At 45.0% G+C, this 17284-nt stretch carries 17 protein-coding genes; 9 read left to right on the plus strand and 8 right to left on the minus strand.

Annotated elements, in window-relative coordinates; translation table 11 throughout:
• Positions 1–113 precede the first annotated feature (113 nt).
• From BW716_RS07470 to BW716_RS07480, 3 genes are all read left to right on the plus strand, one after another.
• Positions 114–1775 carry a PNGase F N-terminal domain-containing protein gene (locus tag BW716_RS07470; protein ID WP_083721903.1) on the plus strand — a complete coding sequence of 554 codons (1662 nt, stop codon included), beginning with the start codon at positions 114–116 and terminating at the stop codon, positions 1773–1775.
• A 147-nt stretch (positions 1776–1922) separates the two neighbouring features.
• The gene (gene pnuC / locus BW716_RS07475) at positions 1923–2543 is read left to right on the plus strand and encodes a nicotinamide riboside transporter PnuC (protein ID WP_083721904.1); all 621 of its coding nucleotides are present in this window, start codon (positions 1923–1925) and stop codon (positions 2541–2543) included.
• Positions 2522–3061, plus strand: a complete 540-nt coding sequence (locus BW716_RS07480; protein ID WP_083721905.1) for an AAA family ATPase — start codon at positions 2522–2524, stop codon at positions 3059–3061. The genes pnuC and BW716_RS07480 overlap by 22 nt, the downstream gene beginning before the upstream one ends.
• On the opposite strand, the gene mtgA is transcribed toward BW716_RS07480, so the two are convergent.
• The gene (gene mtgA, locus BW716_RS07485; protein WP_235643535.1) at positions 3038–3712 is read right to left on the minus strand and encodes a monofunctional biosynthetic peptidoglycan transglycosylase; all 675 of its coding nucleotides are present in this window, start codon (positions 3710–3712) and stop codon (positions 3038–3040) included. The two genes, BW716_RS07480 and mtgA, sit on opposite strands and share 24 nt — an antisense overlap.
• Before the next feature lie 161 nt (positions 3713–3873).
• On the opposite strand from mtgA, the gene BW716_RS07490 reads away from it, so the two are divergent.
• Together BW716_RS07490 and BW716_RS07495 are read left to right on the plus strand one after the other, a co-directional pair.
• Entirely contained in the window at positions 3874–4491 is a 618-nt protein-coding gene (locus tag BW716_RS07490; protein WP_083721907.1) for an L-threonylcarbamoyladenylate synthase, read from the plus strand.
• A gap of 11 nt (positions 4492–4502) precedes the next feature.
• Positions 4503–4811: a hypothetical protein gene (locus tag BW716_RS07495; protein ID WP_083721908.1), complete on the plus strand. Its 309-nt coding sequence runs from the start codon at positions 4503–4505 to the stop codon at positions 4809–4811.
• 151 nt (positions 4812–4962) lie between these two features.
• Here the strand turns inward: BW716_RS07495 and BW716_RS07500 are convergent, their stop codons facing one another.
• The 3 genes from BW716_RS07500 to polA all read right to left on the minus strand — a co-directional run bounded on the left by BW716_RS07500 (position 4963) and on the right by polA (position 9699).
• On the minus strand, positions 4963–6111 hold the full coding sequence (locus tag BW716_RS07500; protein ID WP_083721909.1) for an aminopeptidase C: 1149 nt from the start codon (positions 6109–6111) through the stop codon (positions 4963–4965).
• 87 nt (positions 6112–6198) lie between these two features.
• Complete coding sequence (locus BW716_RS07505; RefSeq protein ID WP_083721910.1) at positions 6199–6720, minus strand: GNAT family N-acetyltransferase; 522 nt, start codon at positions 6718–6720, stop codon at positions 6199–6201.
• Positions 6721–6882: 162 nt separating this feature from the next.
• Complete coding sequence (gene polA, locus BW716_RS07510) at positions 6883–9699, minus strand: DNA polymerase I (RefSeq protein ID WP_083721911.1); 2817 nt, start codon at positions 9697–9699, stop codon at positions 6883–6885.
• Positions 9700–9769: 70 nt separating this feature from the next.
• Between polA and BW716_RS07515 the strand changes: the two genes are divergently transcribed.
• The gene (locus BW716_RS07515; RefSeq protein ID WP_083721912.1) at positions 9770–10126 is read left to right on the plus strand and encodes an arsenate reductase family protein; all 357 of its coding nucleotides are present in this window, start codon (positions 9770–9772) and stop codon (positions 10124–10126) included.
• Between the two features lie 83 nt (positions 10127–10209).
• Here the strand turns inward: BW716_RS07515 and BW716_RS07520 are convergent, their stop codons facing one another.
• Positions 10210–11304, minus strand: coding sequence for a glycosyltransferase (locus BW716_RS07520; protein WP_083721913.1), 1095 nt, complete (start codon positions 11302–11304; stop codon positions 10210–10212).
• A 376-nt stretch (positions 11305–11680) separates the two neighbouring features.
• On the opposite strand from BW716_RS07520, the gene BW716_RS07525 reads away from it, so the two are divergent.
• From BW716_RS07525 to BW716_RS07535, 3 genes are all read left to right on the plus strand, one after another.
• Entirely contained in the window at positions 11681–11929 is a 249-nt protein-coding gene (locus tag BW716_RS07525; RefSeq protein WP_083721914.1) for a hypothetical protein, read from the plus strand.
• Positions 11930–12098: 169 nt separating this feature from the next.
• Positions 12099–13238 (plus strand): formimidoylglutamase, encoded by a 1140-nt coding sequence (locus BW716_RS07530; protein ID WP_083721915.1) that lies wholly within the window; start codon positions 12099–12101, stop codon positions 13236–13238.
• A gap of 47 nt (positions 13239–13285) precedes the next feature.
• Positions 13286–14176 carry a YitT family protein gene (locus BW716_RS07535; RefSeq protein ID WP_083721916.1) on the plus strand — a complete coding sequence of 297 codons (891 nt, stop codon included), beginning with the start codon at positions 13286–13288 and terminating at the stop codon, positions 14174–14176.
• Here the strand turns inward: BW716_RS07535 and BW716_RS07540 are convergent, their stop codons facing one another.
• From BW716_RS07540 to BW716_RS07550, 3 genes are all read right to left on the minus strand, one after another.
• Positions 14177–14587: a lysozyme inhibitor LprI family protein gene (locus BW716_RS07540; protein ID WP_083721917.1), complete on the minus strand. Its 411-nt coding sequence runs from the start codon at positions 14585–14587 to the stop codon at positions 14177–14179.
• A 145-nt stretch (positions 14588–14732) separates the two neighbouring features.
• Positions 14733–16016, minus strand: coding sequence for a pitrilysin family protein (locus BW716_RS07545; protein WP_083721918.1), 1284 nt, complete (start codon positions 16014–16016; stop codon positions 14733–14735).
• Between the two features lie 15 nt (positions 16017–16031).
• Positions 16032–17267, minus strand: coding sequence for a pitrilysin family protein (locus tag BW716_RS07550; RefSeq protein ID WP_083721919.1), 1236 nt, complete (start codon positions 17265–17267; stop codon positions 16032–16034).
• Positions 17268–17284 lie beyond the last annotated feature (17 nt).

Raw genomic sequence — 17284 nt, forward strand, 5'->3', positions numbered from 1 at the left:
CATAGTTGAGAGAATGATAGTGTTAAAAATGAGCACAGTCTTTTTGACTGTGCTTTTTTATTTATCCCATTTGCCACTATCTTGCGACTGTTACAAAATCAGGCCTCATACTTATGAAATATCTCTTTATAGCTGCCAGCTTGCTGTTTGCAGCGGAAATACATGCACAGAACGCCCTGACAGTCCACTACAAGGTGCGCTATCATGGGGAAGAAATGAAAGACGCCGCCTCCACTTTATTTATTGATGGTAAAAAGACTCATGTAATAAAGGATACGGACGCTGGCGCAAAAGAACAGCAATACATCGACTATACAGACAACATAACCATGCAGGTGTTACGCCTGGAAGGCAGAGCTGTCACCTTCAAAAAGAAAATAGAAGATTACGAAAAGCCGGAGCTGTTATCCGATACTGCAACCATAGCCGGCTACCTCTGTAAAAAAGCCAAAGTTATCATCCGCTCCAATACTGTTGAAGTATGGTATACCAATGCCCTGAATGTAAAGGGGACACCGGCTTTAGGTGTTACTCCTGGATTAGGATTGGTGTTGAAGACTGTGAGAAACGGAGAAATGGAGGTCGTAGCTACCGAGGTAAAGAAGGGCAAAATCAATCCGAAAGACCTGAACTGGCCGGACGCTACCGCAATGGGTACCCTGGTAGATCAGGCTAACTACTCCCGTGAAGTGATTGACAGTCGCTATACCACCATTCCGGTATTCAGTAAGGAACAGGTTTCCTTTGGATATGACAAACCTAATCCTGCTGCGGACCAGCGCGATGTGACCTATCACTATGCTGGTGGTACCGTGGTGCTGAAAAAAGTAAAACTGCCTAAATACGAACCCGGTCGCCAGCTGTTTGCAGAACTGGCCCAGTATTCCAACGGGGATGCTTATGACCGCACCGGTTCAGTATTTATGATTCCTGTGGATAAACAGCGTTCTTTCCTGAATGGTCTGCAGAATGGTGTGAAGGACCTGCCAGTTTATAAGGAGAAATACCAGGGCGTAGTCGCTACTGACGATTACCAGCCTACCATGGAACTGCTGCGCTTCTTTACCCCTTTTGGCATTCATCATTATAATGAAAGAAGCCAGATAGCTGGTTATAACTGGGCTGATTCTGCAGTATTCCGCCAGGAGATCACAGAGCTGCAGTCAAGGATGGAAGGTGATGTCTGGTTAGGGGTTTTCATCGGTAACTATGACAAAGGTGGCCATATCGTAAGTCTGCGTCTGAAGTACTTTAAAGGTGACGATGATGGAGGATTACAGACACCAGATTATTTACAGCCGATTTTCAATACTACTAACCTGATGGAAATGGCAGGACAGGAATATGGTACAATGTTCGACCATGATTCCCTGACCGTGAAAGTAAATATTCCGGAAGGTGTAAAGAACTTACAGCTCCGTTACATCACCACTGGTCATGGCGGCTGGGGCAACGGCGATGAATTCGTGCCTAAGCTGAATGAAATATTTGTAGATGGCAAGCGGGTATATCACTTTGTGCCATGGAGAACAGATTGCGGTACTTACCGGTTGCTGAATCCATCATCCGGCAATTTCTCAAACGGGTTATCATCTTCCGACCTTAGCAGGTCCAACTGGTGCCCGGGTAGTTTGACACCGGCCGTATATATCCCACTACCAGATCTGGCGCCTGGCGTACATGAATTTAAAATAGCGATTCCATTAGGAAAGAGAGAAGGAACCGCTTTCAGCGCGTGGAATGTATCGGGGGTATTGATGGGAGAGAAAAAATAGCATGTAAAAAAACGTTGTTCGACGCTTCTTCGACCGTTGTTCGACTGTTGTTCGATGCTTCTTCGACGCTTCTATAAGCTAATACTGATTTTCAAACAGTTACACTACCCGATTTTTTTAGGGTATGGGTACACTTATCTTTGCGGCATGAATGTGGATGTATTTTACCAGGCGCTGATAGAAGGAGTCAGGGCCATGAGCTGGCTGGAAATCCTGGCAGCGATTTTTGGCGCCATCAGTGTAGTATGTAGTAAGCAGAACAGCATCTGGTTATATCCAACAGGTCTGGTCAGCACGGGTATTTATGCATACCTGTTATCCAGGGAGCAGTTTAAGCTCTATGCTGAAGCGACACTGAATGTTTATTATTTCATCATGAGTGTATACGGCTGGTACCACTGGGCCAGGAAGAAAGCTTCTGAACCGGAAGTTCCTATTGCCTGGGCATCCGGAAGGGATTGGGTTGTAACCGTGGCAATTACTTTGATTGGCTGGGCAGTGTTCTATTACCTGCTGAGTCATTTCTCGAACTCAGATGTACCGTTGATAGATGCATTTGTATCAGCCACCGCCTGTGCTGGTATGTGGTTGTTGGCACAGCGGAAAATTGAAAACTGGATCTTACTGAATATATCTAACCTGGTAGCGGTCCCGTTATTATTTCATAAAAAACTAGTCGCAACTGCGGTATTGACCATCTTCCTGTTTATAGTAGCAGTGATGGGTTATTTTAGCTGGAAGAAGATATGGAAGAGCTATACAAAGTAGTGGTTATTGGTCCGGAGAGCACCGGCAAAAGTACGCTCAGTGAGTTTCTGGCGTCGCATTACGAAACGATGTGGGTGCCTGAATATGCCCGTCAGTATATAGAAGAATTATCTCGCCCATATGAGCAGTCCGACCTGCTGACCATTGCAAAAGGGCAGCTGGAACTGGAGGCAGCAAGAGCGAAGCTGGCAAACCGCCTGCTGGTATGCGATACCGATCTGCATGTGATCAGAGTGTGGAGCGAGTATAAATATGGTGAATGCGATCCATGGATACTCGCGGCTATTGCAGAAAGAAAATACGATCTGTACCTGCTCACCTATATTGATATTCCATGGGAAGATGATCCGCAAAGAGAACATCCGGACCCGGCTATGCGTGAACACTTTTATAATGTCTACAAAGAGATTGTACAATCTTCAGGCGTACGCTGGGTGGAGATCCGCGGAACATTTGAAGAAAGGCAGGAAACGGCGGTGAAGGTGATAAATCAGTTACTTGGAACTGATCAGTTCTGATATATCCGGATCGCCGGCCAGTAAGCGCATTTGTACTAAAATTTTCTTTTGTCTGTACAGGGTGATCCTTGCAGGTGGTACCACAGTATATCTGACAGGATTGGGCAGGCAGGCGGCGATCATAGCCGATTGCTCTCTGTTGAGACTTGCCGCTGTTTTATGATAATACTGCTGAGCAGCAGCTTCTACACCAAATACTGCATTGCCGGTCTGAGCTATGTTAAGATATACTTCCAGAATGCGTTCCTTGCCCCAGAGTTTTTCAATCATGAAGGTGAAATAAACTTCCAATCCTTTTCTGAAATAGCCTCCCCCCTGCCACAGGAATACGTTTTTCGCTACCTGCTGGCTAATCGTGCTGGCGCCATGAATCTTCTTACTCTTCTGGTTATGCTTCATGGCTTTTTCGATTGACTTAAAGTCAAAGCCATTATGGTCAGGGAATAACTGGTCTTCACTGGACAATACTGCCAGCTTGGTGAATTCAGATATCTCTGAATAATTTACCCATGTTTTATGAAACTTTGTGTCGCTACCCCATGTGCCAAACCAACTTGAAATCATCGTAACAGTAATGGGGGGATTGACCCATTTTAATGCAATGAGGTACACGAAATGAGCAATAAATAAGACCAGGAGAATCCTCTTCAAGTGTCGCCATGTTCTCGGAACAATTCCTTTCAACTTCATCCACAAAATGATTTTGGAAATTGGGCGGAAAGATAGTAAGATTATTTAATGTCCATGTTAAGTATGGTCAGCTTTTTATACAGCTGGTGTGGTAATTGGTAGTATAATCGTAAATTTACTCTATGCTTTTAACTTTACACCCGGACAACCCGAATCCCCGTCATTTAAAGACGATCGTGGAATGTCTGAAAGATGGAGGCGTGATTATCTATCCGACCGATACGGTTTACGGCATGGGCTGTGACATCTCACAGCACAAAGCTATAGAACGCATTTGCCGCATCAAGCATATTAATCCTGCCAAGGCCCAGTTTTCGTTTATATGTTACGATCTCAGTCATTTGTCTGACTATGCACGAAGTGTTGATACACCTACCTTTAGAATGCTGAAGAAGGCATTACCGGGACCATACACATTTATTCTGCCCGCCAGCAGGCAGGTGCCCAGAATGCTGAAGCAAAAGAAAGATACGGTTGGTATACGCGTGCCCGATAATAATATCAGCAGAGCAATCGTGAAGGAATTAGGTAATCCTATTCTGAGCACATCGTTGCCTATTGAAGCTTACGTAGAAGAATATACTGATCCGGAGATCATCCATGAAAAGTTTGAAAACATCGTGGACATTGTCGTGGATGGTGGTCCTGGTGGTATGCAGTTTTCTACAGTGATCGATTGTACGGGGTCTGAACCTGAAATGATCAGGGAAGGGATTGGCAGTTTTGAAGAAATCGTCTAAAACATTTGAGTATGAAAATATGTAGTGTTTTTTTGCTGCTGTTTTTAGGATTTAATGTTGTAAAAGGGCAAAATAAACTCTCTGTAGCGCCATTATATCCGCTTCAAAAAAAGATGACGCCGTCAATTACTTTTGTAAAACCCACTACAGCTGTAACTTTCACGCCGAAAGTGACTCCTCCCCTGACTCCTCATTCCTATTATGATCAGTGCTTCGGATATTTCTGCAAAAAGGAGTGGAACTTTGAGCAGCGTACAAAGGTGCCGTTGAAGTTCAGGTTAGGAACCTACCAGGAAGCGCAACGCATTGAAGGCAAATAAAATATGTGCTTTCTGTGTGGCTTAAAATCCTTTTTCATAGCGGAATAAGAGAAATTTTATTGACAAAAGCAAATAATTTACTTGCTTCCGGCAAGTAATAAAAAGGGGCTTTTTCCATTGGAAAAGCCCCTTTTTATTGAGAAAAAGAACACTATTGTTTGATGCCCAGTTTTTTAGCGATATCTGCAGGCAGTGCTTTTTTGTTCAGCATGATGCAGGTCGTCTTATAAGCGAAGAAATTTTCAGAAGCATAGAAGTAGCCACTACCCGGATTGGTAGTACCCCATGAATTTTTCACACGGAAGTATACTTTACCATTCTGGTCTTTTGCCATACCTATGATGTGCATACCATGGTCATCCTGCGTTTCGAAATTGTCGAAAGCTTTCTGACGCAGTTCAGGAGTGATGGTTTTTTCTTTTACCGGTTCTTCAAATACTTTCTTTTTCTCGTCAGCGGTCATGTCACTAAAGTCAGTTTCCGGAACTACAGCCAGGCCTTCAAAGAAGTTGAATCCTTTTTCTGATACATCAGATGCCCATGCAATGGTGTAACCAGTCTGGATCGCATTTTCTGCGATAGCAGTAAATTCATTCAGGGGTACATTGTACACTCTTTCCCAATTCCAGTTGTCCGGCACTTCCAGTACGAACTGTTGGTAATAAGGGTGGTGAGTGAAAGATGAAATCAGTACATAATCATCTGCATTCAAACCCAGTTCTTTTGCAAAGGATTGCGGCGTGTAAGATTTACCCTGGTAATCAAATTTTTCAGGAGCATCGCCCATGTATGCATTCAGTACGCCATCAACGGCTTTCTTCCAGTTAGGATTGACAGTACCTTCATTAGCGCCGATGGTCTTGGTCATACCTTCCAGGATAGAGACCATTTCAGCGTGGTTATATACTTTATCGCGGTTGCCGTCGTATACTGCCTGTGGTACCAGTCCGTATTCGCGCAGGCAGAGCAGATCGTCAGGGAATCCACCACCCTCACCAAAGTTAGCTTTGCCATGCATACGCACGTAGTTTGCCGCCTTAAGAGGATACATTTTTCTCACCACAAACATTTCGCTCAGGTTTACGCCTTTGCCTTTGCCATTGCGCAGAGCTTCGGCCTGAAAGAAAGACAGACCGGAGAAGGACCAGCAGGTACCGGTACGACCCTGGTTTTCTACATCACCTGCATCTAAGTTCTTGATTACGGTAAATTGGTATTTGCTGCCTTCTTTGTTAGTGGTTTGCGCCATGGCAGTCGTGGTGGAATAACACACGGCCAGGCCTAAAATCCATTTCTTCATTTTGGTTTGGTGTTTTGATTTGAAAACGAGGTTTCAAATGTAAGCCAATCCAATTATACTCAGAAAGAAAGTTAAGGTAAGCGGTTGTTAGTCCTGGGGGAGTTCGTATTGCGCACGGGATATTTCCCAGCGCCATAATTGCGTGTCGGGGTTTTCGCCGGCAAAGGACATTCCTGATTTCTGGAGCACTTTTACAGAAGCGGTATACTCCTCCTCTGTATGGGCGACTACCCGGGTCACATAGGAGTGCCCAAAGGCGAAACGGATCAGGGCCTGTGTCAGCTCTGTACCAAACCCCTGTTCGCGGTAGGCAGTCGTGATTTCGTAGCCAATTTCTACTACGCCGTTAGCATCGGGGCGGCCTTTGAAGCCACCGGTACCAATCAGCCGTTTATCTTCCTGGTGAACCACCAGGTATAGAAACCAGCCAAGCATCGAGGGATCGTTGCGCAATTTGTCGTACGATATCAGTACAATTTCAGGGAACTCTGTCCAGAATAGAGGTATATCAATATCCAACAAATGGCCCAACGTTTCTTTTCCTTGTAACAACGCTTCGAAGTACTGTAATGTACAAGGCAATATTTGCAACCTTGAGGTCAGGATCATGGCCGAAAGCTAGTAAACGAATTTGGAAAACACAAGAGGGGTGTAAGTACTAAGTGCTGCGGCAATGCAGTATCTTTTCTTATAAATTCCATGGTGAATAAAGGCCGGACAATGATCAATTGTCCGGCCTTATTGTGAATATATTTAACACTTTATTAGTAATTAGTGGGCTTCCAGCCAGTTGCGGCCAAGGCCTATTTCAGCTTCTACCGGAACCGCCAGTGGCAGTGCATTGCGCATACCCTCCAGGATGATCGGCTGGATGATTTCAATCTCATCTTTATGAACATCAAATACCAATTCATCATGTACCTGAAGGATCATTTTTGAACGCAGGTTTTGCTCCTTCATTGTTTTGTGGATGGAGATCATGGCCAGCTTGATCATATCGGCAGCAGTACCCTGAATAGGCATGTTGATGGCATTTCGTTCTGCATAACCTCTTACCACCGCGTTGGAGCTGTTGATGTCTTTCAGCCAGCGCTTACGGCCCAGCAGGGTTTCTACATAGCCATTCTGCTGTGCAAACTGTTTCTGTTTATCCATATAGTGCTGGATCGCCTGGTACTGCGCGAAGTAGTTATCGATCAGCATTTTGGCTTCACTACGTGGAATACCCAGGTTCTCGGAAAGACCGAAGGCGCTCACACCGTAAATAATACCGAAGTTTACGCTCTTGGCATTGCGGCGCATATCAGAGGTTACCTCTTCCAGCGGAATGCCGTATACCTTGGCCGCAGTAGCCGCGTGGATATCTATACCCTGGCGGAAAGCGTCTATCATAGCCTCGTCTTCGCTGATGGCAGCAATGATGCGTAGTTCTATCTGGGAGTAATCCGCAGAGAGAAGGGTAAACTCTTCATTGCGGGGTACGAATGCTTTGCGGATTTCCCTGCCCCTGTCAGTTCTGATCGGAATATTCTGCAGGTTCGGGTTGGTGCTGCTCAAACGGCCGGTTACAGCTACTGCCTGGTTATAGGAAGTATGTATCCTGTTTGTGCGTTTATTAAGCATGGTTGGCAGTGCATCTACATAGGTAGATTTCAGCTTACTCAGCTCACGGAATACGAGGATGTCGTCTACGATCTGGTGCTTGCTGGCCAGTTTTGCCAGTACGTCTTCACCTGTAGCATATTGACCGGTACGGGTCTTTTTTGCTTTCGGATCAAGGGCCAGTTTTTCGAAGAGTACCTCACCCAGTTGTTTCGGAGAGGCGAGGTTGAAACGCACACCAGCCTGAGTGTATACGCTTTCTTCCGCCCTTCTGATTTCAGTATCCAGCTCGCGGGAGTAATCGATCAGGGCCGGGATATCGATGGCGATACCTTCGAATTCCATATCGGTGAGGACTTTCACGAGTGGGTTTTCCACTTCGTAAAATACCTTTTCTACGTTTTTAGCAGGCAGCAGTGGGGCGAACTTTTCTTTTAGCTGCAGGGTGATGTCGGCATCTTCTGCTGCATAGTCCTTGATCTTATCGATCTCCACATCGCGCATGTTGCCCTGATTCTTACCTTTTTTTCCAATGAGGGTTTCGATAGAAACCGGTTCGTATTGCAGGTACTGAGCGCTGAGCAGATCCATGCTGCGGCGGCCTTCAGGCTCTATGAGGTAGTGGGCAAGCATCGTATCAAAAACAGGTGCTTTGATCTCTACACCATACCACTTAAGTACCAGCATATCGTATTTCAGGTTCTGGCCAATGAATACGATGTGGGTAGTTTCGAAGAGCGGACGGAATTCGTCTACAATGGCCTGTGCCCCGGCTTTGTTAGCAGGTACGGGTACATACCAGGCTTCGCCGGCTGCAAATGAGAAGCTCATTCCTACCAGGTCTACAGCATTTGCATCGGTACCTGTCGTTTCAGTATCGAAGCAGACTTCCTGTTTGGAGAGCAGGGTGGCCAGCAGTTCTGCTCTTTTTTCAGGTGTGTCTGCCAGGTGGTAGTTATGTGGTGTATTGTTGATATTCTTTTCAGCAACCAGGATACTTACTATCTGTTCAGGGGTATCTTCAGTGATAGCTGCCGCGGAGGTAGCGGTAACGTTGCCGAATAGGTCCAGTTGAACTTTACCGTTAGTAGTAACTTCACTACTGGCGCCAAAGGTATCGCCAAGAATACGTTTGCCCAGGGTTTTGAATTCCAGTTCAATGAAGACTTCAGAGAGCGCTTCTTTGTTATGGTCTTTGATGCAGAAGTCTTCTTCGTGGAAGGTCACAGGAACATCGGTGATGATAGTGGCGAGTTGTTTGGAGAGGATGGCGCTATCCGCACCAGCTTTGATCTTTTCTCCCATTTTACCACCAATCTTGTCTGCATTGGCCAGTACATTTTCGATGGAATCGTACTGGGCTAAAAGTTTCATGGCGGTCTTCTCTCCTACCCCCGGAATACCAGGAATGTTGTCGACAGCATCACCCATGAGCCCCAGGATATCAATAACCTGGTGCACATCTTTGATCTGCCATTTTTCACACACTTCTTTTGGGCCAAGAATTTCTTCTTTGCTGCCCATGTAAGGTGGTTTATAGATGAATACATTTTCTTTTACGAGCTGGCCATAGTCTTTGTCCGGTGTCACCATGTATACTGTGTAACCCGCTTCGGCAGCCTGCCAGGCGAGGGTCCCGATTACATCATCGGCTTCATAACCGTCTAATTCAACACAAGGGATATTGAAACCGGTGATAATACGTTTGATATCGGGAATAGCGTCAAGCAGATCTTCAGGTGCGTCTTCACGATTCGCTTTGTAATCGACAAAGGTGGTATGTCTTTCGGTGGGGGCATGCGTATCGAATGCCACTGCCATGTGTGTAGGTTTTTCTTTATTGATCAGGTCTATCAAGGTGGAAGTAAAACCAAACTGGGCATTGGTGTTACGACCAGCGCTGGTGAGGCGAGGGTTCCGGATCAGGCCATAGTATGCGCGATATATGAGAGCCATGGCATCCAGTAAAAAAAGTTTCTTTTGCATCTGCCAAAAGTAACTATGAATTGTGAAATATATCGCCTGAGTTAGGATCTTTGCCCTCAAAGAAACGCACATGAAAAAAATATACCATCTGTCGACCTGTAATACCTGTAAAAAGATTATAGATGCGGTAAAGGCGAAGGAGAATGGGTTTGAGTTGCAGGATATAAAGACGGAGAAGATAACACCGGCGCAGCTGGAAGAGATGCATAAACTGGCAGGAAGTTATGAGGCGTTGTTTAGCCGGAGATCACAGAAATATCGTCCTATGGGATTACATGAAAAAGAGCTGACGGAGAAAGATTATCATGATCTGATCCTGCAGGAATATTCTTTTTTGAAGAGGCCTGTGAGTATTGTGGGGAAAGAGATCTTTATCGGGAATGATAAGAAGAATGTAGAAGGGCTGGAAGCGGCTGCGAAAAAATAATTTTTATAGTTTTTGAAGNNCTTCAAAAACTATAAAAATTCAGACGATTGCCGAAGGCAATCGTCTGAATTTTTGATCTTCATTTATAAAGAGGCAGCAAAATTTCTGACTACTTGTTTATACTGTTCCATATCTTCCTCATGTTCAAAAGATTTGAACGGGAATGTTTTGATATCCTCCAATGCTTTCTCCAATCTGAATTCAGATTGATTCACATTATAGAAGAATCCTTTTTTCATCAGGAACTTACCCAGATATTCCTGCTCAGACTGCCCCGGAGTGGGTACTAATATCGCTTTCTTATTCAGCTTTACAAGGTCCATGAGGGTGGTATAACCAGAACGGCTTAACACCATATCAGCCCCGAGCATTGCTTCATTCAATTCTTTTGCATTCAGGTGGTTTACCTGTTGAATACGTGGTGTGACCTGTTTCGTTTCAGGCGTACCTGGTTTACCACTTACGATCAGCGCACTGATAGGTAATGCTGCTACTTGTTCCAGTACCATTTTTTCCAGGTTGGAACGTTGAGGTTCAGGACCTGAAATCAGGACCAGTAGATCGTATTTTTTAGGCACATCTGGTCTGTTCTCAAAACGGCTGAGGCAACCTAAATAGGTAGTATTAGGAGGCAACACTTTTGGATGACCCAATATACCTGAAAGGTTGTTGGAGCCGGCATAGTCCGGTATCCAGCAGGCACCATACCTGCGGATGTAGCTGTAATTGATCTTTTGCAGAATGGTCTCAATGATCCCGCCAAACGGGGTCTTGATCAACAACTGGTGAGAGATAATAACAGTAGGGATGTCCCGGTGATAGAGGCCGAAGCGGTTGTCGGAGATGACAGCATCGATGTTGTGTTCCTTCACAACCTGTTGCAGCCATCGTTGCTCATACTTGATAGACTTGATGATCTGAGGGATCTGCTGAATAATTTTCGGCCCAAAGAACCAGCCCTTTTGAGCATACTGGATGCGGTATCCGGGAAGCGGCAGGATAGTCAGCTGTGGGAATTCCTGGCCTAACAAGGCAGCATGTTTCCCCTCGGCAGCAATAACTACATTACAGCCTGCGTTTAATAATTCGTGAATGATAGGGATATCCCGGGTTGCATGACCTAATCCCCAGTCCAGAGGGACTACCAGAACTGTTTTACGCGCAGATTTTGTAGGCAAATATTTGAAATTTTTACGAAATTAGCTTAATTTAGAAATGCGCACTGTTAAGAAAAGGTAAACTCTCGTACAGACTGGCATCTATAACATTTTTGAGGAAACAACATAGAGTATGAAATCAAATAAATGGCTGACTATCTTTCTTCTTTGCGCTACAATCAGTATAATCGGACAGAGCTGTAAAGTTTTAAAGAAAAACGATTGCGGATGTCCTACTATGAATAAAAAACGCATGCACTGATCTTTATTGAGAATAGCCGGATCGTTCCCGCGCATATTAAAGACCTTGTACATCCAGTTGTTGAGCACACCAAATCACTTACGCCTACTGAAAACGCCTTTAAACAACATTTAGGGGAACAATCAATTTATTCTAATGAAACAGGTTGAAAGGGATTTATTGTTTGTCCTGCATGAAGACAGGTACAGCGAGAAACAAATTCAAAATGCAGTAAGACAGATTAACGAAATGCTATCCATGGTAGAAACAATGGACTATCTATGTAACGTAATGGAAGTGGCTGATTGTAACAGGAACAAAATCACCAGCAAGCGTCCAGTACTGCAAAAAGCATTATCAAGACAAGAAGTCAAACCTTTTGAATTCATCATACATAAGAACTAAATACCAGACAGTTCAATTGTAGTGGCAGGCAGGTCGTCACTCTACACCCTGATGTCATCAGTCAGGCATTGCTACGTGTATCACTAACATAGCCGATTACTATCTTTATTCACGTTTGTCGTTAATTCACAATTGATTCGTAGGTTTGCGAGCAAACAAATTTCTATTGATGGCAGACTTCGCGCAACTTCACGATTACCTGATTCCCATCTCAAAAGCAGACCTGAACAATGAACTGGAATATGATGAGTACCAGATCGGTGCCATCTGTGATTGCTATGAAGATGGAAACATTCCTGATCTGGATGCGGCTGACATTATATTAGTAGGTGCTGCTGATGAGCGCGGATATGGACCCGGCAAAAAAGGGCCGGATGCTGCAGATGCCATCCGCCGTGAATTCTTCAACCTCTTCTACTGGCACAAAGAAGTGAAGATCGCCGATATCGGTAACCTGCGCCCTGGTATTGAACTCACTGATACCTATGCCGGTCTGAAAACAGTAGTGGCCGAACTGGTTAACTCCCAAAAAACAGTCATTATCCTGGGCGGTTCTCACGACCTGACCTATGCTCAATACAAGGCTTACGCAACGCAGAAATATGTGATAGAAGCCACCGTGGCCGATGCGTTGATAGACCTCAAAGAAGATTCAACAATCCCGGCAGACAGCTTCCTCATGGAAATGTTCACCGAACAACCCAACTACATCCGTCATTACAATCACCTCGGTTTTCAGAGTTTCTATGTACATCCCCGGATGCTGGAAACACTGGATAAACTCCGGTTCGATTGCTACCGCCTGGGCAAGGTGAGAGAAAACATGGACGAGATGGAACCGGTGCTGCGGAACACAGATATGCTGAGCCTGGATATCAATGTCATTAAAAACTCCGATGCTCCTGCTAATACCCTCTCCCCTAATGGGTTGGCTGGCGATGAGGCCTGTGTGCTCTCCCGCTATGCAGGTATGAGCGCCCGACTGAGTTCCTTCGGCATTTATGGTTATCGTCCTGAAAAGGATAGAAACCAGCTGACGGCTAAACAGATTGGTCAGATGATGTGGTACTTTATGGATGGCGTAGCTATCCGGCATAAAGAAGCCGTGCTGCAGGACCGCGAAGCATTCTGGGAGTTTAATATTGTATGCGGGGACATTGAAACCGTATTCCTGAAAAGTAAAAAGACCGGGCGCTGGTGGATGCAGATGCCTGGGAAAGAATTCTTACCCTGTGCCTATAACGATTACCTGCTGGCGAGCAATAATGAGATCCCGGAGAGATGGTTGCGCCACCAGGAGCGGATGTAAACACCACGAACGGCAATGAAAATAATAGTAATTAAATCGTACCTATCATGCCGAACACTAAGGAAACCCGCGCCCGAATTAACCTGATCCAGAACCTGCAGGACATCGCCCTGATTACCATCGGTGTGCTGCTGGCCGCCGTTGGCCTAAAGGGGTTTCTATTGCCCAATGAATTTCTGGATGGAGGCGTAACGGGTATTTCACTGCTTATCAACCGACTAACCGGATGGAATATTTCCGTACTCCTGGTCATAATAAATATCCCTTTTATATTACTGGCTTACAAGCAGCTTTCTGTTGAATTTACCATCAAGGCCATGTGTGCCATTGTGGGATTGGCCTGTGCCCTCGTATTTATCAAAGTACCAACTATCACCAGCGACCACCTGCTGATCGCTATTTTCGGCGGTTTCTTCTTAGGCGCCGGAATCGGCTTGTCAGTAAGAGGCGGTGCCGTATTGGATGGTACGGAAGTACTGGCCCTTTACATCAACCGCAAGACAGTGCTGTCCATGGGAGAAGTGATTATGTACTTCAACCTGGTCATCTTCAGTGTAGCGGCGATCCTCATTAATATTGAAACAGCACTGTATGCGATACTGACTTACCTGGCTGCATCCAAAACGGTAGACTATGTAATCTCCGGTTTTGAAGAATACATCGCCCTCACAATTATCTCCAATGAAAGTGAACTGGTGCGCAAAACATTGACGCTGACCCTGAGGAAAGGTGTGACCGTATTCAAGGGACAAAGTGGTTATGGTAAGCGTGGTTCAGTGGATAAGGATATTGATATTATCTACACCGTGGTTACCCGCCTGGAAGTGCACAAAATCATTGACGAAATAGAGAAAATAGATGAAAAAGCATTTATAGTGCAACACAATATCAATGATACAAAGGGTGGCATGATCAAGCGCCGGGCCACCCATCATTAATTAAGAATGGATGCTCTTGAGTAGCTCTATCACTCTGTGTTTCAGGTATGCAGCTTTGTTGTCTGTGAGGATCATATCGTCGTCCAGACCTGCGAGGGTCTGCGGTCTTTTCTTTTCAGCACGGACTTCGATGTCTTTGAAATAGGCTTCTTTCTTTTCTGTCCATTGAGCCTGAGCGATTTCTAAAGTTTCGCGGCGGGGATTGTCCAGATTATTGTAGACCTGATTGTAAACGGCGGCGAGGAGGCTATCCATTTCCTGATAGTAGGCCAGTGCACAGTTATAAGAGTTTCCTCCCTGACTTAAACATTCCTGATAGCGTAATTCAATAGAGTCTACAGCTGTTTTTCTGGTTTGTCCAAATACGGTCAGAGTTATGCACAATGGCAGGCATAGTAAAAGTAATTTCATAAGATATGATTAGGTATACAAATATAGTAAAAAATGATAATACTATTTTTCGGGATCTAAAAAGCAAAAAGAGGTTGGGCCTTTGGCCCAACCTCTTTTTGCTGGAAAATAAAATGGGTGGTCTTTCAGACCACCCATTTTATTTTTAAATAACTACCAACTCATACCAATCTTCCGGCTTGAAATACTGCTTAGCTAACACATGCAGTTCTTCCGCTGAAATCGTCTTGATCGTCTTGATATTATTATAGAAGTAATTCTCATCCAGGTCATTGAGGATCAGGTTCTTCCAGCGCTGTATAATCTGGAAAGCTCCATCCAGGTCACCCAAAATAGACCCGATCATGAAGTTCCGTACCAGCGCCATTTCCTCCTCATCCACCACTTCATCCTGCATGATGCGCATCTCCTTATAGATCTCTTCAATCGTTGCTTCGCACACATCTCTGCCAGCTTCCGTATGGATATTGATAGCACTTGCCTGGCGGAAATTGTATACCTGCGAAGAAATACCATAGGTATAACCTTTCTCCTCACGGATATTGCTCATCAGGCGGGAACCAAAGTAACCACCGAAAATGGTGTTCAATACCATCATCTTCGAATAATCAGGATGGTAGCGATTAGGGAAATGACGTGCTATACGCACAGCACCCTGTACCCCATTCTCATCATTGAAAATGCGGAATTTTTTTTCTTCCGCCGGCATGATGGAAATTTCCGGTTTGATGATCGTCGCTTCTCCATTCCATTTGGTGGTACCAAAGTATTGGTTCAGCTGAGGGATCAATTGATCCGGTAGTTTGCCAGCCACGAATATGCGGCAGTTATTGTAAGTGTAATGTTGCTGATAGAAAGCTCTCAACGTTTCTGTCTGCAGTGCATCGTATGCCTCCATGCTGCTCACGCGGCCATAAGGATGGAATTCTCCAAACAGGTATTTGTCAATATGCCTGTTCGCTACGAAATCACATTTCTGCAGATTCACCGCCAGCCTTTGCTTCATGTTCTGCTGGAAAGTGGCCAGTTCTTCTTCAGAAAAAGCCGGATCCAGTATCACTTCCTGCAGCGTAGGCAGCAGGGAAGAAAAGCTTTTGGTCAGACAGTGAAGGGTGTAAGTACCAAATTCATGGTGGCAGCTCCTGTTCAGGTAAGCCCCAAAGTAATCGATACTTTCATTTATTTGCAGTGCAGAATGCTTACCGGCTCCATTCTTCATAAGGAAGTTGGAAGCAGACGCAATGAGGTTTTCTGATTCGTACCAGCTACCTGCGGGAAATACCATTTCCAGCTGCAAGGTTTCCTGTTCATCCGATTCAATAACGTATACTGGGATGCCATTATCCAGTGTGAATTTCTCATACGGTTTCAGTGCGACTTCAAAATCAACGGCATCTTTTATCTCAGGGGCGAGTTTACGATTTATCATTAATCTTAGTGAATATTAGCCTGCGTAATAGTAAATAGTATTTGAGTTCTTCTCGTCAAAGAGTATAGCTGCCTGTTTGTGCATTTGCTCGGCAGTTACCGCTTCGTAGTTGCTGAATTCCGCATTCATGAGCGAGGCATCGCCCATCAGCTCATAGAATGCGAGGTTATTCGCTCTGTTCAAAAGTCCCATGTCTTCAAAAGCGAGCATGCTTTCCACGCGGTTTTTCACTTTTTGCAGCTCTCTTTCAGGGATGATTTCCTGTCGTACTTTATCCAGCTCTTCCTGTATCGCTTTTTCAGCATCTTTCATCTTCACGCCTTTTACCAGTTTGCCCTCGATGGTGAACAAACCTGCATCCAGCGTGCCGAAATGATAACAATCAATATTACTGAAGAGTTTTTTCTCTTTTACCAGTACCTGGTGCAGACGGGAAGAAGCGCCGCCACCCAGAATATCAGAGATCAGATCGATTGAGTAATAGTCCTTGTCCAAACGACCCGGCATATGATAACATTTGTACAGGGCATCCAGTGGTACATTGGCTTTTACTTCCAGTTTGTGCGCACCCTGTTGTGCCGGTTCCTGCGGAATATTACGTTGAATAGGCTCTCCTGCAGGAATATCGCCGAACCATTTTTCTGCCAGCGCTTTTACCTGGGAGGTGGTCACTTTTCCTGCTACTACCAGAATGGCATTGACCGGACGGTAATATTTGAAGAAGAAACTTTTTACATCGTCCAGTTTTGCATTTTCAATGTGTGCCAGTTCCTTTCCGATGGTCATCCATTTGTAGGGATGCACAGCGTAAGCCAGGTCACGCATCTTGTGCCAGATGTCGCCGTAAGGTTTGTTGATGTAATGTTCCTTGAACTCTTCGCATACAACCTTGCGCTGTACATCCAGACTCTTTTCGCTGAATGCCAGGGAGAGCATACGGTCGCTTTCCAGCCAGAAAGCTGTTTCTATATTTTCTGCGGGAAGTTGAATGTAGTAGTTGGTCAGGTCACTGGTCGTGTAAGCGTTGTTTTCACCACCGGCCATCTGAAGCGGTTCATCATATTCCGGGATGTTGACAGAGCCGCCAAACATCAGGTGTTCGAATAAGTGCGCAAATCCTGTCTTGTCAGCATCTTCATCGCGGGAGCCCACATCGTACATAACATTTAACACTGCCATTGGCGTGGTATGGTCTTCATGCACAATCACGCGCAGGCCATTGGCTAAAGTGAATTTATTATAATGGATCATATTCCTATTTATGAGAA

Source organism: [Flexibacter] sp. ATCC 35208, assembly GCF_001975825.1.
Classification (GTDB): domain Bacteria; phylum Bacteroidota; class Bacteroidia; order Chitinophagales; family Chitinophagaceae; genus Chitinophaga.